Here is a 23,651-nt window from a genome sequence, read left to right on the forward strand (position 1 = left end):
TACGCAGGTCGGGCTCCGGCTCGTTCGGCAGGCTGCGCTGTCACCCCGTCGCTGTCACCCCGTCGCTGTCACCCCGTCGCTGTCACCCGCCTTCGCTGTTGCCCGCCTTCGTGGCCACCCTGCCTTCGTGGCCACCCGCCTTCGCTGCCGCTCCCTCGGTGTCACCCGGCTGTGCCCAGGGGCTGGCTCGCTGCCCCAGCCTGCTGGTGCTGCTCGGTGGGCTGAACGAACGGCTTTGTCGTACCCGCGTGAGATGATTGAAGCGGGGGCCGGAGGCAAGCCGCAGGCGCTTCGCTCTTCCATGCGCTGCGCGTTTCAAGATCAACGCGCTGCGCGCTCTCAAGCGGACGCGCTGCGCGCTCTCAAGCGGACGCGCTGCGCGCTCTCAAGCGGACGCGCTGCGCGCTCTCAAGATCAAAAGCGGCGCTCGCCGCGCGGCAGGCGCCCTTCCTGTGGCTGATAGCCCGAGCAAAAGCCGCGCCTGCGGCGCGAAAGCAACCGCGCTTCGTGCGGAGGGCGGCGCCAGGGGCGGGTGCTTGGGGTGTGTGGAGCTGGAGGTCACTGTCCTGCACCGATGCGGGGATGGGCTCGGGGGCTCGGGTACCGTGTGGCGTCCCCGACGCCGGTTCTGGCGTGTGGAGTCCCCACGGAAAGGGCTGTGCGCGGTGCTGACCCATGCCGAGTTCAGGGCCATGCGGAGGTTTCCCGCGCTCGACGGCCTCCGGGCCGTGGCCGCCGTCATCGTGGTGGTCTCGCATTTCGCGGGGCCGAAGTGGCTCTGGGTGTCCGGGTGGGTCGGGGTCTACATCTTCTTCGTGCTCTCCGGGTTCCTCATCACCACGCTGCTCCTCCGCGAGCAGAGCACGACCGGCCGGATCTCGCTCAAGGCGTTCTACCTGCGCCGGGTCTTCCGCATCCTGCCGCCCTACCTGGTGATCCTCGGCTTCATCGTCGTCTTCTGCTGGCTGCGCGGCGAGTTCCACTCCCGCGAGTTCCCGACCGCCCTCCCGTATTACCTGACCTTCTTCAACGAATTCCTCCCCGAGGCCAACCCGACCGGCCCGAACAACTTCTTCAGCGGCTCCTGGACGCTCGGCATCGAGGAGAAGTTCTACCTGTTCTGGCCCGCCCTGATGGTGGTCGTGGGCGTGGCGGCGGTGAAGCGGCGGATCGCGGTCGCCGTGGTGGCGCTGGTCGCGATGGTCGCGCTGATCCCGTTCACCGGCGGCTGGATCATGGACTTCTCGCTGACGACCCTCTACGAGTCGACGGTCCACTACGCGATCCTGCTGATCGGCGCGCTGCTGGCCATCCTGATGCACAACGAACGGTCGTTCGCCCTGGTCAGGCCGTTCACGCACCCGTGGGCGGCGGTGCCGGTGGTCGGTGTGTTCCTGGCGTTGCACGTCAACATGACCGACCTCTGGGCGTCCACCCGCAACAACACGCTCCTGCTCGTCGGGTACGCGGTGCTGGTGGCCTTCCTGTTGGTCGTCCTGGTGTCGCGCGGGCCGGTGCGGTGGGTGCTGTCGACCGCGCCGATGCGGTTCGTCGGGGACCGGTCGTACTCGTTGTACCTGGTGCAGGGCATCGCGCACTTCATCGTGGTGCTGACGATCCCGCGCTTCGCGGTGAACGGGACGCTCACGGCGATCGTGGTGGTGGCGGTGTCGTTGCTGATGGCGGACGTCGTTTACCGGTGGTTCGAGCAGCCGGCGATCGCGATGGGGCGGCGGATCATCGCGCAGCGGCGGAAGAGGACCGAGGAGCCGGTGGTCGAGGCTGTGCCGGTGCCTGCGCCTGCCTGATCAGGTCGCAGGGGAGTTCGAAGAACCAGCCTGGCGGCTCGTGCACGAAACGGCCCACCGGGCTGGTTCCGGTGGAGCACTGCGCCCTGGCTGCCGTCACGCTGTCGGTCCATGTGACGCCGGTGAGGACGCCGGCTTGGTCTCGGACGTGTTGGACGATCGAGACGAGCAAGGTGCAGGCGATCACGGTTCTGGTTGTGATGACCAGCCGGCGGCCTCGGGTTGGGGTGGCGTCCAAGCCGACTGCGACTGCGGTGAACAGCAGCAGGCACGGTAGGACGCTGTAGCGCTGGGATGTCATCACCACGCCGGGCTGCTGCACCTGGAGCGCGACGGTCCAGTTGGCGACCAGGGACAACGTGATGATGCCGATGCCGCATCCGATGCTCAGGAGGGTGAGGAAGCGTGCGGGGCGGTCGCGCCAGACGAGGGCGGCTGTGATCGGCACGGCGATCAGGAGTAGGGCGATCAGGAGTGGGACGTTGCCGAACCTCGGGTAGAGGTCAGGGACCTGCTCGGATCCGGTGAGACCGGCCAGGGGTACTCGTAGGAGGGCCGCTAGCAGTACCTGGACCGGGTCCACGGCGTCGTGGGAGTACGGGGTCCGTTCGGCGAACATCATCACTGCGCTTTGGATGGCGGCGGTGATCAGGAAGACGGTCGCCACGGCTCGGTCACGGTGCACGAACAGCCGGAGGATGGCGAGTGGGGCCAGGACGAAGGCCATTGGGGTGGACAGCGTGGCCAGTGTTGTGAAGAGCAGGGCGGGGACGCGGGGGGCGTCGCGCCACAGGAGCACCCAGAACAGGCCGTACAGCAGGAACCAGTGCAGGTTGCTGATGTTGCCCAGCGGCTCGGAGTTGCCGACCGGGAGGACGATCACCAGGGCGGCCAGGGCCACGCGCAGGGCCGTTGAGCGCAGGTAGCCGCCTGAGGCGGCGAAAGTGACCAGCGCCACGAGCGCGCGGGGGACAGCGGCCGACAGCGCGAAGCCCGCGGCCGCCCACTCCAGCGGCAGCAGCGCCACCAGTTCGGCGCTCAAACGGGGGATGACGTGCAGGTATCCGCCGTACGGGGTGATCAGGTTCGTGACGGACGACTCCTTGACCCCGTCCAACAGGAACCGCGCGCCGTCCTCGGCCCAGACGTGGGTCAGGTGCGACCGGCCGGCGGGCGTGAGGAACGGGAAGGCGACGGCGGCGACGAACCCGGCCAGGTAGAACGTCCGAGGGCGACGCACCGCCCGGTGGTCGGGCACCAGTCCGTGCAGCCGTTCACCCAGCACCGTCAGCTCCCCCCGTCGAAAGGCGAGCGAATGATGGCGGTCCGGGTGCCCCGATTTCAACCGAACGGGTTAAACCGGCTCGGGGAAGAAGCGGTCGCGGATGGCGGCGATGGTGCGGAGGTCGTCGGCGGTCACGTCGTCCAGGGACAGCTCGGTCTCCAGCTCCGCCTCGATCAGGTAGAGCAGCTCCACGAAGTGCATGGAGTTGAGCACGCCCTTGTCGACCAGGTCCTCGTGCTCCCCGATCGGCCCGCTGTCCGGGCACTTCGCGCTCAGGAACGTGGTGATGAACGCGGGCACGGTCATGGCTTCTCCTTGGCTGGCGTGATCTTGGTGCGCGGCGCGGTGGCGCAGGCGTGGACGGCGACCCGGCCGCCCACGGCGAGGCCGGTCGGGATGAGCCGGTTCGTCCGCAGCGCCACGGCGGGGTCGGTGAGCAGCGGGTTCGCGCCCGGGACCAGGTCGGCGAGCAGGGCGAAGATCGGGTCGACGACCTTGGTCACGCCGTCGTCGTCCACCACCTCGACCCACGCGTGGACCAGGTCGAGCATGCCGATCACCCAGCCGATGCGGGTGTCGGCGAGGTAGCCGGCGTCGCGGAACCGCCGGGCCAGGTGCAGGCTCGCGGACTCGCAGGTGGCCACGCGGTGGTCGGTGACCAGGTCGACGTCCTCGCGCAGCGAGTCGGGCAGCTTGACCCACCGGACGCCCAGGTCCGCGAACGCCTCGACCTCGTCGCGCAGGAGCGGGGAGCGCAGGGGGACCAGTTCGCCTTCGGTGCGGACGGTTGCGCTGAGTTCGCGGGCGAGAACCAGGTCGTTTGGGCTCTGGAGGGCGGTTGGGTCGTCGGCGGTCAGGTCGGAGACGGAGCCGCCGTAGGGTTCCGGGCGCGGGCGGGCCAGGGCCGTTGGGGTGCAGGAGCACTTGAGCGCCAGGGAGAAGTTGGACGTGCGGGGCTTGAGGAGGGCTTCGGCGGGGGAGCGCATCCACCGGAGGGCGAAGGCGAAAGCCTGCTCCGGCACGGTTTTCCCGCCGCCCGAGCGCAACGCGAAGTTGAACAGGTCGCGTGAGTCGAAGCGGTCGCCGGGGCCGACCGGCAGGCCGTCGCGCACCAGCGCGTCCAGCGCTTCCTCGCCGCCGAGCATCTCGATGGCGGCGGCCCGGGACGTGTCGTCGGCGCGGTGCGCCCGGGGGATCGTGAAGGCGGTCATGACGCCACCGGGCAGTCGCGCCACATGGTCCGGACGACCTTGCCGTTGCGCAGCACGTAGTGGTCGCGGGAGGTCCAGCCGAGCATTTCGTTGATGCGCACCTGCTCCTCGCCCGCGGAAGTTTCGAGGTATCCCGGCAGGCCGAGGGAATCCGCCCGCTTCTGCCCGGCGCGCAGCAGGACGTAGCCGACGCCGGGGGAGTCGTCGCGGCGGCCCAGCACGGCGTACCAGACGTGCGGTTCGCGCGGCTTGAGGCGGTCGAGGTCGTTGGACAGCCGCACGCCCTGCACGACGGCCGTCGGACCGGCCACCACGCACGCGATCGACCGCAGCGCCCAACCCCACCAGGGCGTGGGCCGCTCGCCGTGCCGGTAGCAGATGAGGACGCCGTCCAGTCGCGTCCCGCGTGCGGCGGCGAGCACGAAACCCTTCTCCCACCGGCAGATCACCAGCTCCGCCAGGTACAGCAGGGTCAGTGCGACCTGCTTGCGCCACGGCCGGATGCGCGCGATCGAATCCCAGATCACGCCCTCTCGGTACGCCTGCGCCAACAACCGCGCCGCGCGCCAGGTGTCGCGCCACGGCAGGTCACGAACGTCGAGCCGGGTCGTCATGGCCACCCCAATCTCCTGCGCTGCCAAGGGAAGTGAAGCAAGTTCGGGTAATTCGGGGGTAAGCGCGCGCCCGTTCGGGGGTTCCACCCGGGTGCGACCGGGTTGCGAGATCGCGCGCCGATACTCGCGGCAAAGCGTGGAAAGGAGCGCACGATGTCCGTAGTCGAGTCACGCACGGTACTGCTCGCGGCGCCGCGCGCGTTCTGCGCCGGTGTGGAGCGTGCCATCGAGATAGTCGAGCGGGCGCTCGCCAGCCGTGAGCACCCGGTGTACGTGCGGAAGCAGATCGTCCACAACGCACACGTCGTCGCCGACCTGGAGGCGCGCGGGGCGGTGTTCGTGGAGGAGCTTGACGAGGTGCCGTTCGGGGCGACTGTGGTCTTCTCGGCGCACGGGGTGTCGCCGGCGGTGCGCGTTGAGGCCGAGCGGAGGGGTCTGGAGGTGTTCGACGCGACCTGCCCGTTGGTGGCCAAGGTGCACTCCGAGGCGCGGCGGTTCGCTGAGCGCGGGGACACCGTGCTGCTGATCGGCCACGACAACCACGAGGAGACCGAGGGCACGCTGGGCGAGGCGCCGGAGTCGATGATCCTGGTGCAGTCGGTGGAGGAGGCGCGGGCGGTGTCGGTGCCCGATCCTTCGAAGGTGTCGTACCTGACCCAGACCACGCTCGCCGTCGACGAGACCGCTGACGTGCTGGAGGTGCTGCGGGAGCGGTTTCCGGCGTTGCGAGGGCCTGGGTCGGCGGACATCTGTTATGCGTCCACCAATCGGCAGGCGGCTTTGCGGATGATCACGGCGGAGTCGGAGCTGGTGCTGGTCGTGGGGTCGGCGAACTCGGCGAACACGCAGCGGTTGGTGGAGATCGCGCGGCGGGAGGGGCGTCCGGCCTATTTGATCGAGGATGCCGGGGCTCTTCGACCGGAGTGGCTGGAGGGTGTGGCTCGGGTCGGTGTGACGGCCGGTGCGTCCGCTCCGCCGCACTTGGTGGCGGAGGTCGTGGAGGCGTTGCGGGAGCGTGGTCCGGTGACCGTGGTGGAGCGTGAGGCGACCCGGGAGACGATCCAGTTCACCGTGCCGGGTGCGGTGAGGTCGCTGTGAAACCGCTTTCCCCTTCGGATTTGGGCCACCTCTCTTTGGTCGAGCTGGAGCGGCTCGCTGGGGACATCCGGGCGTTCCTGGTGGAGAAGGTGTCCTTGGTGGGTGGCCACCTCGGGTCGAACCTGGGTGCGGTGGAGTTGACGATCGCGTTGCACCGGGTGTTCCAGTCGCCTCGGGATGTGTTGTTGTTCGACACCGGGCACCAGAGTTACGTGCACAAGGTTTTGACTGGTCGGGCGGCTGGGTTTGACGGGTTGCGGCAGGCGGGCGGGATGTCCGGGTATCCGGCGCGTGACGAGTCCGCGCACGATGTCATCGAGAATTCGCACGCGTCGACGGCATTGTCTTATGCCGATGGTGTTGCGCGGGGGTTCCGGTTGCGCGGTGAGGTGGGCCGGCGGGTGGTGGCGGTGGTCGGGGATGGCGCTCTGACCGGCGGCATGTGTTGGGAGGCCATGAACAACCTGGGGGCTTCGCCGGACTTGCCGGTCGTGGTGGTTCTCAACGACAACGGCCGTTCTTACGCGCCTACTGTTGGTGGTCTGGCCGCGCACTTGACTGGTCTGCGCGCGTCCACTGTGGACTCGTCTGTTTTCGAGAACGTGGGCCTTCACTACATCGGGCCGGTGGACGGTCACGACCTGGCGGCTCTGGAAACTGCTTTCCGTGCTGCCGTGAGCATGTCCCGCCCTGTGGTCGTGCACTGCGTGACCCGCAAGGGCAAGGGTTATGCGCCGGCCGAGGTGGACGACGAGTGCATGCACGCGGTGGGTGTGCTCGACCCGGCGACCGGGCGGCCGGTGGCTCGCGGTGGTGAGACGTGGACGTCGGTGTTCGGCTCGGAGATCGCGGCGATCGGTGCCGAACGACCCGACATCGTGTGCCTGACCGCGGCGATGCCCGGTCCTGCCGGTTTGGGCGTGTTCGCTGCACGTTTCCCGGACCGCGTGTTTGATGTCGGGATCGCCGAGCAGCATGCCGTGACCGCTGCCGCGGGGATGGCGATGACCGGCTTGCACCCTGTGGTGGCGGTGTATTCGGTGTTCTTGTCGCGCGCGTTCGACCAACTGCTGATGGACGTCGCGCTGCACCGCCTGCCGGTGACTTTCGTGCTCGACCGGGCGGGGATCACCGGGCCGGACGGTGCGAGCCACCACGGGATGTGGGACGCGTCGGTGCTGCCGGTGGTGCCGGGGATTCGGATCGGTGCGCCGCGGGATGCTGTCACTTTGCGGACTTTGTTGCGCGAGGCCGTTGACGAGTCCTCTGGCCCTACGGTGCTGCGTTATCCCAAGGCGGCCGTGGGTCAGGCTGTTGCGGCGGAGCGGCGGGTGGGCAGCGTCGACGTACTCCGGTCGACTCCGAACGCCAGGGTTCTCCTGGTGGCGGTGGGGGCTCTAGCCGCAGATTGCCTGGCCGCCGCCGACGCCCTGACTGCGCGGGGTGTCCCCACGACGGCCGTGGACCCGCGGTGGATCGCGCCCTTGGACTCGGCGTTGGTGCGGTTGGCGTCCGAGCACCGATTGGTCCTGACCGTCGAGGACACCGCGTCAGCCGGTTCTTTGGGCGGCCGCTTGGCGCAAGCGCTTGCGGCGGCCGGTAGTGACACTTGTGCCGGCACGTGTGCCCTACCAACCACCTTCATCCCCCACGGCAACCGCGACCAACTACTAGCCGGCTACGGCCTGGACCCCGACGGAATAACCGCCACCGTCCTAGAACGCTTGGACCTACTAGGCGAACGCATAGGCCTACGCCCAGCCGCCTAACCCCACCACCAAACCATCCACCCACTCACCACCCCACCCACTCACGACCCGCACCCACCTCGCCCCTAGTACACCTCCCCCTACCAACACCCGCCCGCCCACCAACACGCGTCTACACGCACCGACACCCGTCTACACGCACCGACACCCGTCTACACGCACCGACACCCGTCTACACGCACCGACACCCGTCTACACGCAGCGACACCCGCACACCCGACCGCCAACCTCCGCCGCCGCTAACGCCCACCTGCCCGCTCGCCGCACGCCCTCCCACCTGCACGCCCGCCCGCACCTCCGGCCCGCACGCCCGCACGCCCGCACGCCCAAAATCGTCGTACCCCCGTGGGACAATGGAACCGGGGGCCGGAGGCCACACCTCCACGGACCACAACCCACACTTCGCTGCCTGCTGCCTGCTGCCTGCTGCCTGCTGCCTGCTGCCTGCTGCCTGCTGCCTGCTGCCTGCTGCCTGCTGCCTGGTGCCCGATGCCTGGTGCCCGATGCTCGCCGCCGTGCCGCTCGGTTGCCACCGCCCGGCACCCTGCCGCTCGACGTCCGGTGCTCGGCGCCCGGTGCCCAGCGGCTGCTGTGCGCGCGGACCGGCGGTGCGCGCCTCAACCACTCGGCCGCCGATGGCTGCGTTGTACGCCGCTACCTGCCTTGGCGCTGCATCCAGCCTCGTGGGGCGGGGCCCAGCGTCAAGAGGGCCCACGCGCGCAAACGCGGTCCGAGCGGCCAAGTGTGCCGCAAGCGCCCGAACGCGGTCCGAGCGGCCAAGTGTGGCGGAAGCGTCCGAGCGTGGCCGAGTGCCCGAGCGTGGCGTGAGCGGCCGAGCGTGGCGTGAACGGCCGAGTGTGGCGTGAGTGCCCAAGCGCGCAAAGCGGCCGGGCGTGGTCTTAGTGGCCGAGCCGGGCCTGGGCGGCCGAGTGTGGTGCGAGTGGCTGGGCGTGGTCTGAGTGGCCCGGCGCGAGTGGCTGAGTGTGGTGCCGGCGCCTGAGGGCGGCCTCCGGCCCCCGGTTCCATTGTCTCACTGGGGTATGACAGAGCTGGGCGTGGGACTGTGGGAGGAAAAGGTCGAGCGGGGTCGAGGGTGGCTCGACCCCGCTCGGGTGGGGAGTGGTTCAGGCGGCCGTGGGGATCGGGGTGGTGGGGTGGGCGGGGGCCAGGGATTCCCTTGTGGGTTCCGGGGGGAGGTCCCTGGCGAGTTTGCGGATGTTGCGGGCGTTCGACTCCAGGATGTCGATCGGTTCCAGGGTCGAGCCCAGGACGATGGGGGTCGTGTGGGCCGCTGCGTCGATGTTGGCCAGCGCCGTGGGCAGGCAGCGGGGGAACAGGGAGCGGATGAACCGGGACTGCTGGCGGGCTCGGCGGGTGCTGGAGAACGGGTGCTTCCAGTCGACGTCGGACAGGCGGACTCGGTTGGCGCGGAGGAGGGTTCGGCGGAAGGTGCGCCACGGGACCGTCCGCAGGTTGAAGCGCGCGGCCAGGTCGGCGTTGGTGACCGGGGTGACCGGGTACGTGATGGCGCGCGGGGACTCCGAGAGGGCGTTGTCGAGGACCGTGCGGGCCAGGACGTCGCCTGCCACCATGGGGATCCTCGCCTCGGACTCCCACGTCTGGCCCTGCTGCACCATGTGCCAGATCATGTTCCAGAACGAGTACTCCATCCCGGGGTCCTTGAACGACGTCAGCGGACCACCCAGCGCGAACGGCGCCTGGTACAGGTGGATCGGCACGCCGTCCCGGTTCGCGCGCAGTGCCAAGTGCTTCACCACGAACTTCATCCGGCTGTAGCCCTGGAAGAAGAAGCTCTTGCGGTGGAAGTCGCGCAGCGACCGGTACACCTCGCTGCCCACCGAGCCGATCACGTGCAGCGTCTTGAACCGCTTGGTCAGGCAGAACTCCGCCAGCGCCACCGTCGGCACGACCTTCTCCGCGCGGTACCGCGAGTACGGGTACTCGTGCGTCGTGGCGCCGGCACCGTCGACGACCACGTCGACCGACGTCAGCAGCTCCTCGTAACGGGCGTCGTCCAAGCCCAGCTGCGGCTCGACGTACCCCGCCTCGAAGACCACCAGCTTGTCCATGGCGGGCAGCGCCATCTTGTACTTGCGGGCCGTGCGGGCGATGCGGGCCTCGCCGGTCTGGTCGCCCTTGGGGCGGACGAGGGCGTAGACCTTGCCGACGCGGTCGTCGAGGAGCAGTTCGCGCAGCAGGTGCATGCCGACGAAACCGTTGGCGCCCAGCAGGAGCACGGTCTTGCGCTCGCCGGCGGGGCGGCGGGGCAGGGAACGGGCGACCGTTGTCGGGTCGGCCGAGTACTCCAGGGTGATCTTGCTCGGGTCACCGGTTCGCAGGGCTTGGTAGTCGCTGTTGTGTCGCAGGGAGATGCGCATGGTCTCCGCCTGTCGTGGGGAAGGTGGTAGGGGCTTTCCGCAGGCGGCTAGGCCACGCGGCGGTCGAGGTGCTGCCAGAACCGCTCCCTCAGGTCGCGGCGGAGGACCTTGCCGCTGGGGTTGCGGGGCAGCGCGTCGAGCAGCTCGTAGCTCGACGGGAGCTTGAAGTCGGCGATGCGTCCCCGGAGGAAGCCGGTCATAGCACGCGTGTCCGGGGAAGTGCCGGCGCGGGGGACCACGAAGCAGTGGACGACCTCGCCCCAGTGGGGGCTCGGGACACCGACGGCGGCGACTTCGAGGACGTCCGGGTGGGCGGCCAGGGCGTTCTCGATCTCCGCCGGGTAGACGTTCTCGCCCGCCACGATGATCGTGTCCTTGATGCGGTCCTGGATGAACAGGTAGCCGTCGTCCAGGAAGCCGGCGTCGCCGGTGTGCAGCCAGCCGTCCACCAGGGTTTCGGCCGTTGCCTCGGGGAGGCCCCAGTACTCGAGCATCGCGGCCGGTGAACGGAGGCACACCTCGCCCACCGCGCCGGGCGGCAGGATGTCGCCGTCCTCGTCCACGATCTTGATGTCCACGCCGGGGTACGGCCGGCCGGCGGCCCGCATCCGGGGGCTGCCCACGACGTGCTCGGACGGCGGCAGGCACACGGCGGTGTTGCCGCTCTCGGACAAGCCGTAGATCTGGGCCAGCTCGCAGTCGAACGTGTCCAGGCACCGCGCCAGCAGCGCCTCGGAGATCGGCGACCCGCCGTAGACGACCTTGCGCAGCGTGGCGAAGTCCTCGCGCTTGGGCCGCGGCGGGGCGAGCATCATCTGCATCTGCGCCGGCACCATGCACGCCGTGGTGATCCCCAGCTCCCGCACCAGCCGGACGGCCTGGTTGCCCGCGAACACCGGCACCGACACCATCGTGATGCCCGCGCCGAACCCCTGGATCGACCACCACAGCCCGCCGATGTGGAAGCCGGGGATGCCGATGAGGCTGATGTCGTCGGCCCGCCAGTCGATCCAGTCCAGCCCCGCCGAGGCCAGCGCGGCCTTCACCGCGAAGAAGCTGCGGTGCGCCAGCACGACGCCCTTGGGGTTGCCGGTGGTGCCGCTCGTGTAGACCTGCGCGACGGGGTGGTCCTGGTCGAAGACGGGGTCGCTGTCGGTGTCGTCCGTGCCGCGCCACTCGGGCAGGGAAGCGATGGGGACGACGTGTCGCAGCCGCGGCAGCCCCGGGAGGTCCGCGGTGGCGTCGTCGGTGAACAGGACGGTCGAGGCCGAGTCCAGCAGGATGTGGTGGATCTCGGCGGGCGTCAGCCGCCAGTTGATCGGCACCACCACCGCGCCCGCGATGGCGCAGGCGAACAGCACCTCGTAGTACCGCTCGGACTCCTTGCCCAGGTACGCGACGCGGTCGCCGGGCCGGACGCCGTGCGCGCGCAGGGCGTTGGCGGTGCGGTTGCTCCACGTCGCCAGCTCACCGTAGGTGACCCGGCGGTCCTCGCAGATCACGGCCACGTGGTCGGGCCGCTGCCACCCGTGGAACCCGATGACGTCGTAGACGGTGCGCAGGTTGGCGTAGAACGTCCCGTTCATGCCGCCGCCTCCGCCAGCATCTCGACTATCGCCCGCTCGGACACCAGTTCGGGCACCAGCGCCGGGTCCACCTCGACGCCGAACTCCTGCTCCAGCGCCAACACGAGCTGCACCTGGCGCAGGGAGGTCCACCCCGGCAGGGTGTCCGGGTCGAGCCGCGCGGGCAGCTCGTCCGGGTGGACCGAGAACACCGATGCGATCACGTCGCGGACGCGCCCCTCGATCATGCGGACTCCATTCACGCCTGATTTCCCGCTGTGCCGTCGCGGCGATCCAAACAAACCCGGGTAATCGCCGGGGAAGTCGGGCGCGGCCGATTCCGCCCATTTTCCGGTAATCGCGGGGGGCAATGCGGGGTAAGGGGTGTTGAGCGGCCGGGGAACCGAATGCACGATGGCCGTGTGCGGTACGGGGAAAGCGACTCCGGGAGTGCGCCGGCGGGGGTCGGCGACGACCTCGCGCGCGTGCGGGACCGGCTGCGCGGCACACCCGGCGCGTGGACGTTGGCGCAGGTGGCGGCGGTGGTGGGGCGGACGTGCCGGGTCGCGGACCTCGCCGAGCTGACCGGGCAGCGGGTCGTGCAGCTGCTGGGGGCGGTGGACGCGTTGCTGGACGCGGAGGTCCTGGAGTGGGCCGGTGACGACCTGCGGTTCCGGCGCGAGTCGGTGTGGTCGGCGGTGCTGGGGGCGATGCCCCGGGTGCTGCGGGACGCGGTGACCGCCGACTGCGACCGGCTGCTGGGGCGGCGGGTCGCGGGGGACCGGTCGGCCGACGAGTTGACCCGGTCGCTGGCCTTGGTGCGCGCGGCGCTGGCCCGGCCCGGAGCTGCCCGGTACGCCGACGACCTGCACGGGCTGCTCGGGAACTTGTTGCTGCTCAAGGGGGACGCGACCGCCGCGCGAGCCGCTGCCGAGCGGGTGCAGCCGGCCGGGCCGGGGAGGCTGGCCGACGAGGCGACGGGGACTCGGCTCGCCGCGCTGGCCCTGGCCGGTGATCGGCGGGCGGAGACGGCGGCGGAGGCCGTGCTGGCCGCCGACCGGCAGGTGCTCGCCCGCGATCACCAGCAAAGTGCGGATGTTCCGGCGGGGGCGCGTGCGCCGGTCAGCGTCTCGGTGGCGGCGTTGGTGTTGTCCGAGCTGCGGTGGCGGCGGGGCATGGTGGCGGAGTCGTTGCACCTGGCCCGCGCGCACGAGAGCCGGGCGCCGCACTGGCGGCTGTGGCAACGGCTCGCGCTCGCCGACAAGCTGGGCAGCCTGCGCCGCCTCGACGAGGCCCACTCCCTGCTCCGCGCCACCCGCGACGACCTCGGCCCGCGCGAACGCGACTGCTACGAGGGCTGCGTGGACATCGTCGAAGCCGCCGTCCTGCTGGTCGCCGGCCGCCTCGACGACGCCGCCGACCGAGCCGAACGCGGGCTCGCGGCCACCCGGAAAGCCGGTGTCCTGCTGCTGATCCCGCACGCCCTGGCGGTCCTGGCCGCGGTGGCACTGCGCACTGGTGACGTCGACCGCGCGGCGACCCTGCTCGCCGAGCCCACCCCCGGCCACGCCGTCCGCTCCACCTTGCACGACTGGGTGTCGTTGCTGGTGACCGCCCGTCGCTACGGCCCGGAACGGGCCGCGGCCGCGGCCGCATCCACCGACCCCGTCCTCCTGCTCGCCGAACCGGCCGCCGCCGCGTGGCTGGTCCGCACCGCCACCGCCGCCGACGACCCGGACCTCGCCCGCCGCGTGGTGGCCGAGACCGCCCGCCTGGCCGCCGCGAACCCCGCCGTGCCCACGGTCGTGGCGGCCGCCGCGCACGCGAAAGCGTTGCTGGACAAGGACCCCGCCGCCCTGGCCGCGGTCGTGCACGTCGACCCCCGGGCCGCCGCGCTGGCCCGGCGCGACCTCGCCGACCTGGGCGAACCGACCGAGACGAGCCCGGCCTGGGACACGTTCAGCGGGGTCGAGCGGGCCATCGCGCGGCTGGTCGCGGAGGGCATGACCAACCGGCAGATCGCGACCCGCGTCCGGCTGTCCCCGCACACGGTGAACTACCACTTGCGCGGCCTGTTCCGCCGCCTGGGCATCTCCTCGCGCGCCGAACTCGTCCGGCACGTCCCCGCGATGGCCTGACAGTTCCGCGGAAAAGCCCTTCGCCGGCCGCGTCCAAGTGCAATTCCAGCGCAATTCCAGCGCGCCCCGCCGACTACTCTGATGAGTAGTGGACCGTGCGGGAACCCGATCCGAGGATGGCTCGTTCTGGTAGTCGGGGGAACCGGAGTCCGTCGGTAATGTCGGCGTCATCGAGAAATTCGGCGGCACCCCGAGGGAACCCATGAACATCCGTAGGCAATCGCGTGTCCACGAACTGTTCGCCGCCCGTGCCGCGTCCCAGCCCGACCGGGCGGCGGTCGTCCACGGCGACGCGACGACCACCTACGGGGAGCTGGAGCGCCGCGCGAACGGCCTCGCCCGCTTCCTCGTCGGCCGGGGCACCGGCCCCGACTCGGTCGTCATGGTCCACCTGGAGCGCTCGGTCGACGCGATCGTGAGCCTCCTGGCCGTCTGGAAGGCCGGCGCCGCGTACCTGCCGGTCGAGCCGAGCGCGCCGGACGGGCGCGTCGAGGCGTTCGTGAAGGAGACCGGCTGCGGTGTCGTGCTGACCCACGACGTCGCCCGCTTCGCCGACCTGCCCGTCACGGCGGTCACCCCGGACTCCGGGACGGACACCGCGTCCCCGTTGCCGGTCGCGGTGCACGCCGCCGACGCCGCGTACATCATCTACACCTCCGGGTCGACGGGCACGCCCAAAGGCGTCGTGGTCGAGCACGGGTCGCTGAGCTACCTGTGCGCGGAACTCGAAGGCGTCTACGGCATCACGCCCGACGACAACGTCCTCCAGTTCGGCGCGCTGTCCTTCGACACGTCCATCGAGCAGATCACGACCGCGCTGCTGGCCGGCGCGACCCTCGTGCTGCCGGAGACCGTGTGGGCGCCCAGCGAACTGCCGGAACGCCTGCGCCACCACGGGATCACCGTCATGGATTTGACCCCGGCGTACTGGCGGCGGTTCCTGTCGGAGGTCGAGCGCGGCGCGGGCGAGCTGCCGGTGCGGCTGGTCGTCGTCGGCGGCGAGGCGGTCAACGCCGAGGACTGCCGGCTCGCGCTGGACCTCATGCCGGGCGTGCGGCTGGTCAACGCCTACGGGCTCACCGAGACCACGATCACCTCGTGCGTCGCGGACCTCACCGCCGACGTCCTGCCGGAGCGCGGCGCGGCCCCGGTCGGCAAACCCCTGCCCGGCACCGAAGTGCACATCCTCGACGAGCACGGCAACCCCGCGCAGCGCGGCGAGATCCACATCGGCGGGCGGGGCGTTGCTCGTGGCTACCTCACCGAGGACGCCGACCACCGCTTCCGGTCCACCCCGCACGGAAGGGTGTTCCGCACCGGCGACCTGGGCGCGTGGACCGCCGACGGCAGCGTCGAGGTGCTGGGCCGCATCGACCGCCAGCTCAAGATCCGCGGCTTCCGCGTCGAGCCCGGCGAGGTCGAGACGACGCTGGCCGCGCACGACGCCGTCGACACCGTCGCCGTCACCGCCTACGAGAGCAACGGCCAGAAGCGCCTCGCCGCCTACTACACGTCCTCCCGGCCCGTGGACGCCAAGGAGCTGCGCGAGTTCACCGGCCGCCACCTGCCCGACTACATGGTGCCCACGGCGTTCGTCGCCGTGCCCGAGCTGCCGCTGAAGACCAACGGCAAGGTCGACCTCGCCGCCCTGCCCGTGCCCGAGACCACCCGGACGACCGCGGACGACGGTCCGGTGGACCTGGTGGAGCGCGGTGTGGCGCGGCTGTGGCGGCAGGTGCTCAAGGTGGACCGGGTCGCCGCCGACGACAACTTCTTCGAGCTGGGCGGCAACTCCATCCTCGCCGCCGAGCTGATGGCCAAGGTCCGCGGCTCGCTGGGCGTGCTGATCACCCAGGTCCGCCCGCTGATCCGGCTGCTGCTGGAGGACGCCACCCTGCGCAGCTTCGCGCGTGCCGTGCGGGCCGCCCGCGAGGGCACCCTGGCCGGCGACGACACCCGCCGCAAGGTCGACTTCGCGGCCGAGTCGGCGCTGGACGTCGAGATCCGCCGGGACGTCGAGGACTCCGCCAACTGGCAGGACCCGCGGCACGTCTTCCTCACCGGCGCGACCGGTTTCCTCGGCGTCTACCTGCTGCGGGAACTGCTGGAGAAGACCGACGCCACCGTGCACTGCCTGGTCCGCGCGGACGACCCCGACCACGGCCTGAACCGCTTGCAGGCCAACGCCGTGCACTACTTCGGCGACGACCTCGGCCGGTTCCGGTCGCGGATCACGGCCGTCCCCGGCGACCTGGGCGAGCCCGGCCTGGGTCTGTCCGAAGAGGACTTCGACCGGCTGGCCCGCACGGTGGACGTCATCCACCACCCGGGCGGCCGGGTCAACTTCATCTACCCGTACTCGCACATGAAGCCCGCCAACGTCGACGGCACCCGCGAGATCATCCGGATGGCCGCGCGGCACCGCAACATCCCGGTGCACTACACGTCCACCATGGCGGTCATCGCGGGCTTCGGCACCGCCGGCATCCGGCACGTCACCGAGACCACTCCGTTGGGCTACGCGGACCACCTGTCCGTGGGGTACGTGGAGAGCAAGTGGGTCGCGGAAGCGTTGCTGCGGAAGGCTTCCGAGCAGGGGCTGCCGGTCGCGGTGTACCGGGCGGCGGACATCTCCGGCGACCGGGTCAACGGTGCGTGGAACATCGCCACCGAGATGTGCGCGATGAAGAAGTTCGTGGTGGACACCGGGACCGCGCCGATCGCCGAGTTGCCGCTGGACTACACCCCGGTGGACGTGTTCGCGGCGGCGGTCGCGCACATCGCCGGGAAGTCGTTGCCCGCCGGGGAGGTCTACCACCTCACCAACGCGGGCAAGGTCAACATCTCGGTGCTGGTGGACCGGCTGCGGGCGCACGGGCACGACGTGCGCGAGGTGTCGTGGAGCGAGTGGCTGGACGAGATGGTGCGCGTCGCCGTCGAACAGCCCGACCACCCGATGACCCCGTTCGCGCCGCTGTTCATCGACCGGTGCGCCGCCGGGTCCATGAGCGTGGCCGAGATGTACCTGGAGACCACGTTCCCGGTGTTCACCCAGACCAACGTGACCGAGGCGCTGCGCGGCAGCGGCATCGAGATCCCGCCGGTCGACGCGGCCATGCTGGACCGCTACATCGGCTACCTCACCGCCATCGAGTTCCTCGGGGCGGCGTGATGACCTGGGACTTCCTCGACCTGGCGGACGCGCCCGCCGAGGGTCCGGTGGCGTTCCGCGACGACCTGTCGCCGCAGACCCTCCTGGCCGCCTACCGGCACGGGCTGTACCCGTTCCCGGCGGACACCGAGGAGCAGAAGATCGTCAACGAGTTCGCGTACGGCGAGGTGCCCGCGCTGGGCGAAGACCCGTACGCGGTCGCGTGGTGCTCGCCCGACCCGCGCCCGGTGATCTTCGTGGACCGGCTGCGGGTGCAGCGCAGCCTGCGCCAGCAGCTGCGCAACAAGGTCGAGTGGACCACGACTCTGAACGCGTGCTTCGAGCAGGTGGTGCTGCACTGCCGCGCCGGGCGGGAACCCCGGTGGCTCACCGACCGGCTGGTGCGGGGGTTGGTGGCGCTGCACGAGGCCGGGCACGCGCACAGCGTGGAGGTGTGGGAGGGCGACGAGCTGGTCGGCGGCACGTTCGGCGTGCGGATCGGCGGCGTGTTCAGCGCGGACTCCCAGTTCACCAGGCGCAGTGGCGCGGCGAAGGTCGCGGTGGCGTGCCTGGTGCGGCGGGTCGCGGAGAGCGGCGGCGTGGCGGTCGACGTCCAGCACGACGGGGACCACGCGAAGCTCATCGGCGCGGTGCCGGTGCCGCGCGCGGAGTACCTGGCGTTGTTGCGCGACCACGGTTCGGCTTTCGGTGAGATGCCCACTGAGACGCTGCCCGCGCGCAGCCTGGCAGCGTGAGGTCGACATGCGTGTGGTGACCCTGAAAGAGCGGCCGGACCTCACGGACGCCATGCTGTACATGGAAGCCGAGTGGCCCGCTTACATCGCGCCCGAGCCGATGCTGATCGGGTGGGCGTTCGACCGGTACCCGCAGCACCAGATGGTCGTGGTCGACGACGAGGACACCGTGGTGGCGCGTGCCGCCGCTGTGCCGTTCGCTTGGGACGGCGACCCGGATTCCTTGCCCGACAACGGGTGGGACGCTTCCCTCAAGCTCAGCATGATGGACACGTACGAGGGTCGTCCGCTGACCACGTTGTGTGCCTTGGAAGTGGCTGTGGTTCCGGGGAGGCGTGCCCAGAATCTTTCTGGTTACACGCTTTCCGCCGTGGCTGAGAATGCTCGTGCTCATGGGTACCGGGATGTAGTCGTGCCGGTTCGGCCCAGTGCCAAGCATCATGAGCCGCACGTGCCGATGACGGAGTACGCGGCTCGTGTCCGGGACGACGGGTTGCCCACCGACCCGTGGCTGCGCGTCCACGTCCGGGCGGGCGCGGAGATCTTGAAGGTGTGCCCGGTTTCCATGACCATCTCCGGCAGTCTCGCGCAGTGGCGCGAGTGGACCGGACTCCCCTTCGACACCAGCGGACCGGTCGTCGTGCCGGGCGCGCTGACCCCGGTCCAGGCGGACGTCGTCCACGACCACGCCGTCTACCTGGAACCCAACGTGTGGGTCCGACACCCCCTCACCGAAAGGCATGTCCGATGACCAGCACCCTGCCCGCCGCCGGGATCGACCAGGCCCGGATCGCCAACCGCGCCGCGTTGATCGAGATCATCGGCGGTTACATGGCTTCGCAGGCCCTGGCCCTGGCCGCCGAGCTGAAGATCGCCGATCACGTCCACGCGGGCGTGACGGCGAGCGCGGACCTGGCGTCGGCCACCGGCACCCACGCCCCGTCCCTGCACCGGCTGCTGCGCACCCTGGTCGCCATCGGGTTGCTCGCCGAGCCGGAGCCGGACCGGTTCGCCCTCACGGAGGTGGGCGAGCAGTTGCGGACGGACTCGCCGAACTCGCTGTGGGCGTTCACGCGGTTCTTCACGAACCCGACGTTGTTCTCGTCGTGGCAGCAGGTGGGGCACACGATCAAGACCGGTGAGTGCGCTTTCGACTTTGTGCACGGCAAGAACATCTACGTGCACTTGGCGGAGAACCCGGAGTTGTCGGCGCTGTTCAACGTGGCCATGGGGCAGGAGTCGCGGGTTTCGGCCGGTTTGGTGGCCGACGGGTACGACTACAGCGGTGTCCGGCGGGTGGTTGACGTCGGTGGCGGTGACGGGACGTTGCTGTCGGCGATTCTGGGGGCTCACCCGCACCTGTCGGGGGTGTGCTTCGACAGTGCGGCCGGTGTCGCGGAGGCGGCGGGTGTGCTGGCGGCGGCCGGGGTGTCGGAGCGGTGCGAGGTCGTGGCGGGGGACTTCTTCTCGTCCGTTCCGGGTGGGGGTGACCTGTACGTCATCAAGAGCGTCTTCCAGGACTGGGACGACGAGAACGCCCGGCGGTTGCTTCGCACGGTGCGGGAGTCGATGCCGGTGGACGCGACCTTGTTGATCGTGGGGTCTGTTCTGCCGGACCGGGCGAACACGGAGAACCCGGTGATGTTCTACACGGACATCAACATGCTGGTGACGGCTGGAGGGCGGGAGCGGACGGAGGCGCAGTTCCGGGCGCTGCTGGCGGAGACGGGGTTTGTGGTCGAGTCGGTGGGGCACGGGGCGGCTGGGCCGTTGTCGCTGATCACGGCCCGTCCGGCGGTGTGAGGCGGGGGTGGTGGGCGGCCTCCGGCCCCCGGTTGCATTGTCCCACGGGGGTACGACAGTTCCGGGCTGACGGGCTGACGGGCTGACGGGCTGACGGGCTGACGGGCTGGCGGGCTGGCGGGCTGGCGGGCTGGCGGGCTGGCGGGCTGGCGGGCTGGGCGGCGGTTGAGGCTGGCGGGCCGGTGCGACGGTTGGGGTCGGCGGCCCAGGCGGTGGCCGGCTCGGGTGGTGTGGCGGGATTGCGGGTCGCGGGCGGTGAGTCGGAACATCTGCCCGCTGCCCCGCCCGCCCGCGCGCTCCCGGGCCGCCCGTCATCCCACTCCCGGGCCGCCGCGCCAGTTGAGGCCGACGGGCCGGCGCAGCGGTTGGGTGGCGGCGGGCCGGCGCGCTCGGGGCATCGGCCTGCGGCTCTAGCGTGGAGTTACCGTCCCGTTGCCGCCGAATGGTGGTCACGGGCTGCGACGGCATACCCCCTCCCTGTATGGTCAGCAACGCCCACCGATACCCCCACCCGGTATCGCAGTCGACGGAAGGGATGGGTCATGTCCACCGCGAACCAAGCGCCACCACGAGCCGGACGACGGGAGTGGCTGGGACTGGGCCTGCTGGTGCTCCCATCCCTCCTCCTATTCATGATGCTGACGATCCTTTTCCTCGCGATCCCGCACATCTCCGCGAGCCTCCGCCCGGACGGCACGCAGATGCTGTGGATCGTCGACATCTACGGCTTCCTGATGGCGGGCTTCCTCGTCGCGATGGGCACGCTCGGGGACCGGGTCGGTAGGCGCAAGCTCCTGGCGCTCGGGTCGGCGGTGTTCGCGGTCGTGTCCGTCGTCGCCGCGTACACCAGCGACCCGTCCATGATGATCTTCTGGCGGGCCGTCCTCGGGGTCGCTGCCGCGGCGGTCATGCCGGCCACGCTCGGGTTGATCTTCTCGATGTTCCTCGACCCCAAGCAGCGCGGGGTGGCGATCGGGGCGTGGGCGGCCGGGATCTCGGTCGGTGTCGCGCTCGGACCGCTCCTGTCCGGACTGTTGCTGGAGGTCTTCACCTGGCGGGCGACGTTCCTGGTCGCGGTGCCGGTGATGGCGCTGGTGGCGATCGCGGCGCCGTTCGTGTTGCCGGAGCACAAGGACGTCAACGCGGGCAAGCTCGACGTGCTCAGCGTCGGACTGCTGCTGGCGACCCTCCTCCCGCTGATCTACGGCGTGAAGGCGTTGGCGAAGGACGACTCGCTGGTCGAGGCGTTGGGCGCGATCGTGGTCGGTGTGGCGTTCGGGGTGTGGTTCGTGCTGCGGCAGCTGCGCATCGACGCCCCGTTGCTGGACGTCCGGTTGTTCGCCAACCGCACGGTGTCCGGCGCGCTGTCGGTGTACATCCTGGCGGCGCTCGCCATGGGTGGCATGTACCTGATGTTCACGCAGTACCTGCAACTGGTGGCCGAGTTGTCGCCGTTGCAGACCGGGCTCGCGATCCTGCCCGCCGCGCTCGTCCTGGTCGGTGTCTCGATGACCACGCCGATCCTGGCCCGGAAGGTCCGGCCCGGGTTGATCATCGCGGGTGGCCTGGCGATCCAGGTGGTCGGTTACCTGATGCTCACGCAGGTCGAGAGCACGGCGGGCCTGCCGCTGCTGATCGCGGGCTTCATCGTGCTGTACCCGGCGGTCAACCCGGCGATGGCGCTGACCACCGGCCTGGTCGTCGGATCGGTGCCGCCGGAGAAGGCGGGCGCGGCGTCCGGGTTGAGCACCACCGCGAACGACCTCGGGCTGTCCCTGGGCGTCGCGCTGATCGGCAGCATCGGCGTGGCCGTGTACCGGGGTGGGGTCGAGCTGCCGGGCGGCCTGTCCACCGAGGACGCCGCGGCGGCCCGGGACAGCCTCGACGGCGCGCTGGCGGTGGCTTCGCGCGCATCGGGCGACCTGGGCGGCCAACTCCTGGACACCGCACGGGCCGCCTTCACCAGTGGCCTCAACACCGGTGCCCTGATCGCGGCCGTGATCGCCGCGGTGGGCGCGGTGCTCGCGGTGACGCAGCTCCGGCACGTGCCGCCGACCAGCGGGGCGGACTGGGGTTCCGAGACCAGTGAAAGCACGGAAGAAGCGACCAAGTCCTGAGTGGACGGGGCTCGGTCCGAGTCCTGTCAGGGGAGGCGACGGTGACGGTGACCCGACCGAGTTTCGGCAAAGAACTCTTCCGCGGCCGACTGCGACTCGACCTGTTCGAGCCACCCGCGGCCAACGACCTGACCGGGCGTAATTCCGGCGACCGTCACCTCAAGCCGCTCGCCGGCCAGGGCCTGACCACGTCGTCCGCCGGCGGCGGCCTGACCACGTCGTCCGCCGGCGAGGGCCAGTCCACGCCGCCCGCCCTTGATGGCCAGGTCGTGCCGCTCGTCGGTGGCGGTCTCACCGCAGAGGAGAAAATTTTCCTTCAGCGAATTAAAAATTTCTGTGAGCTGAAAGTATCGGGGGCGGAGATCGAGCGGGAGGACCGCATCCCCGACGACGTGGTGGACGGGCTGCGCGACCTCGGTGCGTTCGCGATCAAGTTGCCGCGCGAGTACGGCGGCCTCGGGCTGTCGAACCTCTGCTACCTCCGCGCGCTGATGCTCGTCGGCTCGGCGCACTCCTCCCTGGGGGAACTGCTCGCGGCCCACCAAGCGATCGGGCTCACCCAGCCCCTCCTCCTGTTCGGCACCGACGAGCAGAAGCGCGACCTCCTGCCCCGGTGTGCGCGGGAGATCTCGGCGTTCACCCTCACCGAACCGGACATCGGCAACGACCCGTTCCGGATGCGCACCACCGCCACCCCGACCGACGACGGCGGGTACGTCCTCAACGGGCTGAAGCTGTGGGTCACCAACGGGACCATCGCCGACCTCCTCGTCGTCATGGCGATGGTCCCGCCCACGGCCGACCGGCCCGGCGGGATGTCGGCGTTCGTGGTCGAGGCGGACGCTCCGGGCCTCACCGTCGAGCACCGGAGTTCGTTCCTCGGGCTGAAGGGGCTGGAGAACGGGGTCGTGCGGCTGCACGACGTCCGCATCCCCGAGAACCGGCGTATCGGGCCCGAAGGGCAGGGCCTGGAGGTGGCGCTGGCCGCGCAGGACACCGGTCGGCTGTCGCTGCCGGCGGTGTGCGCGGCGGCTGCCAAGTGGAGTTTGAAGATCGCCCGCGAGTGGTCTCGGGTTCGGGTGCAGTGGGACAAGCCGATCGGGGCGCACGAGGCGGTCGCGGCCAAGGTCGCGTTCATCGCGGCCACCGCGTTCGCGTTGGAGTCGATCGTCGAGGTCACCGGGCGGCGGGCCGACGCGGGTGCGGACACGCGGGCCGAGGCGGAGTTGGCCAAGCTGTTCGCCTCCGAGCAGACCTGGCGGGTCGCCGACGAACTGGTGCAGGTGCGCGGCGGGCGCGGGTACGAGACGGCCGAGTCCGCTGCCGCGCGCGGTGAACGCGGTGTGCCGGTGGAGCAGCTCCTGCGGGACGTCCGGATCGGGCGGATCTTCGACGGCTCCACCGAGGCGTTGCGGGTGTTCATCGCGTCCGACGCCCTGGGGGATAGCGACATACCAGACGAAATGCCCACGACCGACCATGACTTCGGAGAGTTGGCCGGGCACATGGCCTTCGCCGCTGACACGTGCCGCGAGCTGGCCCGTCACCTGGAGCGCGGGCGCAAGCGGTGGGGTGAGCGGATTCTCGAACGGCAACTGTTCGTGGGACGGGTCGTGGACATCGCCGCCGAGCTGTACGCGATGACCGTGAGCTGCGCGCACGCCCGGTCGCTGGGCGGGTCGGCGGTCGAGTTGGCGGACGCGTTCTGCGGACAGTCGCGGCGGCGGATCGCGCGGCTGTGGGACCGGCTGTGGGTCAACACCGACGAGCGGGACGCGGCACTCGCGGCACGCGTTCTGGACGACGCCTACACGTGGCTGGAGGACGGCGTCCTCGACCCGTCGACCGAGGGGCCGTGGATCGCCGAGGTGGTGCCCGGGCCGTCCACCACGAAGTCGGTCCGGCGAGTTCGGCCAGTTCGGCACGAGAGGGGATGAC

17 protein-coding genes are annotated in these 23,651 nt (G+C 70.5%); 10 read left to right on the forward strand and 7 right to left on the reverse strand.

Annotated features, from left to right (window positions below):
• Nucleotides 1-692 precede the first annotated feature (692 nt).
• On the forward strand, nucleotides 693-1,808 hold the full coding sequence (locus tag RIN75_RS27935) for an acyltransferase (RefSeq protein WP_309115009.1): 1,116 nt from the start codon (nucleotides 693-695) through the stop codon (nucleotides 1,806-1,808).
• On the opposite strand, the gene RIN75_RS27940 is transcribed toward RIN75_RS27935, so the two are convergent.
• The 4 genes from RIN75_RS27940 to RIN75_RS27955 all read right to left on the reverse strand — a co-directional run bounded on the left by RIN75_RS27940 (nucleotide 1,738) and on the right by RIN75_RS27955 (nucleotide 4,924).
• Entirely contained in the window at nucleotides 1,738-3,093 is a 1,356-nt protein-coding gene (locus tag RIN75_RS27940; protein ID WP_309115010.1) for a hypothetical protein, read from the reverse strand. The genes RIN75_RS27935 and RIN75_RS27940 overlap by 71 nt on opposite strands.
• A gap of 69 nt (nucleotides 3,094-3,162) precedes the next feature.
• Complete coding sequence (locus RIN75_RS27945) at nucleotides 3,163-3,399, reverse strand: phosphopantetheine-binding protein (protein WP_309115011.1); 237 nt, start codon at nucleotides 3,397-3,399, stop codon at nucleotides 3,163-3,165.
• Nucleotides 3,396-4,304 carry a hypothetical protein gene (locus tag RIN75_RS27950; protein WP_309115012.1) on the reverse strand — a complete coding sequence of 303 codons (909 nt, stop codon included), beginning with the start codon at nucleotides 4,302-4,304 and terminating at the stop codon, nucleotides 3,396-3,398. Before RIN75_RS27950 ends, RIN75_RS27945 begins: the two co-directional genes overlap by 4 nt.
• Complete coding sequence (locus tag RIN75_RS27955) at nucleotides 4,301-4,924, reverse strand: hypothetical protein (protein WP_309115013.1); 624 nt, start codon at nucleotides 4,922-4,924, stop codon at nucleotides 4,301-4,303. The genes RIN75_RS27950 and RIN75_RS27955 overlap by 4 nt, the downstream gene beginning before the upstream one ends.
• 147 nt (nucleotides 4,925-5,071) lie before the next feature.
• Here RIN75_RS27955 and ispH point away from each other — a divergent pair, with 147 nt between their 5' ends.
• Nucleotides 5,072-6,016, forward strand: a complete 945-nt coding sequence (gene ispH / locus RIN75_RS27960) for a 4-hydroxy-3-methylbut-2-enyl diphosphate reductase (protein ID WP_309115014.1) — start codon at nucleotides 5,072-5,074, stop codon at nucleotides 6,014-6,016.
• A 20-nt stretch (nucleotides 6,017-6,036) separates the two neighbouring features.
• Complete coding sequence (locus RIN75_RS27965) at nucleotides 6,037-7,785, forward strand: 1-deoxy-D-xylulose-5-phosphate synthase (protein ID WP_309115015.1); 1,749 nt, start codon at nucleotides 6,037-6,039, stop codon at nucleotides 7,783-7,785.
• 1,124 nt (nucleotides 7,786-8,909) lie between these two features.
• On the opposite strand, the gene RIN75_RS27970 is transcribed toward RIN75_RS27965, so the two are convergent.
• From RIN75_RS27970 to RIN75_RS27980, 3 genes are read right to left on the reverse strand one after another with little or no spacing between them, the layout of a single operon-like run.
• Entirely contained in the window at nucleotides 8,910-10,184 is a 1,275-nt protein-coding gene (locus tag RIN75_RS27970; RefSeq protein ID WP_309115016.1) for an SDR family oxidoreductase, read from the reverse strand.
• Nucleotides 10,185-10,231: 47 nt separating this feature from the next.
• Nucleotides 10,232-11,770, reverse strand: coding sequence for a long-chain-fatty-acid--CoA ligase (locus RIN75_RS27975; RefSeq protein WP_309115017.1), 1,539 nt, complete (start codon nucleotides 11,768-11,770; stop codon nucleotides 10,232-10,234).
• The gene (locus RIN75_RS27980; protein WP_309115018.1) at nucleotides 11,767-11,997 is read right to left on the reverse strand and encodes an acyl carrier protein; all 231 of its coding nucleotides are present in this window, start codon (nucleotides 11,995-11,997) and stop codon (nucleotides 11,767-11,769) included. The genes RIN75_RS27975 and RIN75_RS27980 overlap by 4 nt, the downstream gene beginning before the upstream one ends.
• Nucleotides 11,998-12,171: 174 nt before the next feature.
• Here RIN75_RS27980 and RIN75_RS27985 point away from each other — a divergent pair, with 174 nt between their 5' ends.
• From RIN75_RS27985 to RIN75_RS28015, 7 genes are all read left to right on the forward strand, one after another.
• A complete protein-coding gene (locus RIN75_RS27985; RefSeq protein ID WP_309115019.1) occupies nucleotides 12,172-13,887 on the forward strand; it encodes a helix-turn-helix transcriptional regulator in 1,716 nt (571 codons plus the stop codon).
• Nucleotides 13,888-14,089: 202 nt separating this feature from the next.
• On the forward strand, nucleotides 14,090-17,059 hold the full coding sequence (locus RIN75_RS27990; RefSeq protein ID WP_309115020.1) for an amino acid adenylation domain-containing protein: 2,970 nt from the start codon (nucleotides 14,090-14,092) through the stop codon (nucleotides 17,057-17,059).
• Nucleotides 17,059-17,793 (forward strand): hypothetical protein, encoded by a 735-nt coding sequence (locus tag RIN75_RS27995; protein WP_309115021.1) that lies wholly within the window; start codon nucleotides 17,059-17,061, stop codon nucleotides 17,791-17,793. Before RIN75_RS27990 ends, RIN75_RS27995 begins: the two co-directional genes overlap by 1 nt.
• A 16-nt stretch (nucleotides 17,794-17,809) precedes the next feature.
• A complete protein-coding gene (locus RIN75_RS28000) occupies nucleotides 17,810-18,544 on the forward strand; it encodes an N-acetyltransferase (RefSeq protein ID WP_309115022.1) in 735 nt (244 codons plus the stop codon).
• Nucleotides 18,541-19,596: a methyltransferase gene (locus tag RIN75_RS28005; protein ID WP_309115023.1), complete on the forward strand. Its 1,056-nt coding sequence runs from the start codon at nucleotides 18,541-18,543 to the stop codon at nucleotides 19,594-19,596. The genes RIN75_RS28000 and RIN75_RS28005 overlap by 4 nt, the downstream gene beginning before the upstream one ends.
• A gap of 542 nt (nucleotides 19,597-20,138) precedes the next feature.
• On the forward strand, nucleotides 20,139-21,713 hold the full coding sequence (locus RIN75_RS28010; RefSeq protein WP_309115024.1) for an MFS transporter: 1,575 nt from the start codon (nucleotides 20,139-20,141) through the stop codon (nucleotides 21,711-21,713).
• A gap of 41 nt (nucleotides 21,714-21,754) precedes the next feature.
• Entirely contained in the window at nucleotides 21,755-23,650 is a 1,896-nt protein-coding gene (locus RIN75_RS28015) for an acyl-CoA dehydrogenase family protein (RefSeq protein WP_309115025.1), read from the forward strand.
• The last annotated feature ends 1 nt before the right edge of the window (nucleotide 23,651 follow it).

The organism is Saccharothrix sp. (assembly GCF_031180885.1).
In the GTDB taxonomy this organism is placed as follows: domain Bacteria; phylum Actinomycetota; class Actinomycetes; order Mycobacteriales; family Pseudonocardiaceae; genus Actinosynnema.

Bases quoted from the DNA above. Each gene is read 5' to 3' on its own strand.
- RIN75_RS27935 (WP_309115009.1), top strand. From the start codon at position 693: ATGCGGAGGTTTCCCGCGCTCGACGGCCTCCGGGCCGTGGCCGCCGTC.
- RIN75_RS27945 (WP_309115011.1), bottom strand. From the start codon at position 3,399: ATGACCGTGCCCGCGTTCATCACCACGTTCCTGAGCGCGAAGTGCCCG.
- RIN75_RS27950 (WP_309115012.1), bottom strand. From the start codon at position 4,304: ATGACCGCCTTCACGATCCCCCGGGCGCACCGCGCCGACGACACGTCC.
- ispH (WP_309115014.1), top strand. From the start codon at position 5,072: ATGTCCGTAGTCGAGTCACGCACGGTACTGCTCGCGGCGCCGCGCGCG.
- RIN75_RS27970 (WP_309115016.1), bottom strand. From the start codon at position 10,184: ATGCGCATCTCCCTGCGACACAACAGCGACTACCAAGCCCTGCGAACC.
- RIN75_RS27975 (WP_309115017.1), bottom strand. From the start codon at position 11,770: ATGAACGGGACGTTCTACGCCAACCTGCGCACCGTCTACGACGTCATC.
- RIN75_RS27980 (WP_309115018.1), bottom strand. From the start codon at position 11,997: ATGATCGAGGGGCGCGTCCGCGACGTGATCGCATCGGTGTTCTCGGTC.
- RIN75_RS27990 (WP_309115020.1), top strand. From the start codon at position 14,090: ATGAACATCCGTAGGCAATCGCGTGTCCACGAACTGTTCGCCGCCCGT.
- RIN75_RS27995 (WP_309115021.1), top strand. From the start codon at position 17,059: ATGACCTGGGACTTCCTCGACCTGGCGGACGCGCCCGCCGAGGGTCCG.
- RIN75_RS28005 (WP_309115023.1), top strand. From the start codon at position 18,541: ATGACCAGCACCCTGCCCGCCGCCGGGATCGACCAGGCCCGGATCGCC.
- RIN75_RS28010 (WP_309115024.1), top strand. From the start codon at position 20,139: ATGTCCACCGCGAACCAAGCGCCACCACGAGCCGGACGACGGGAGTGG.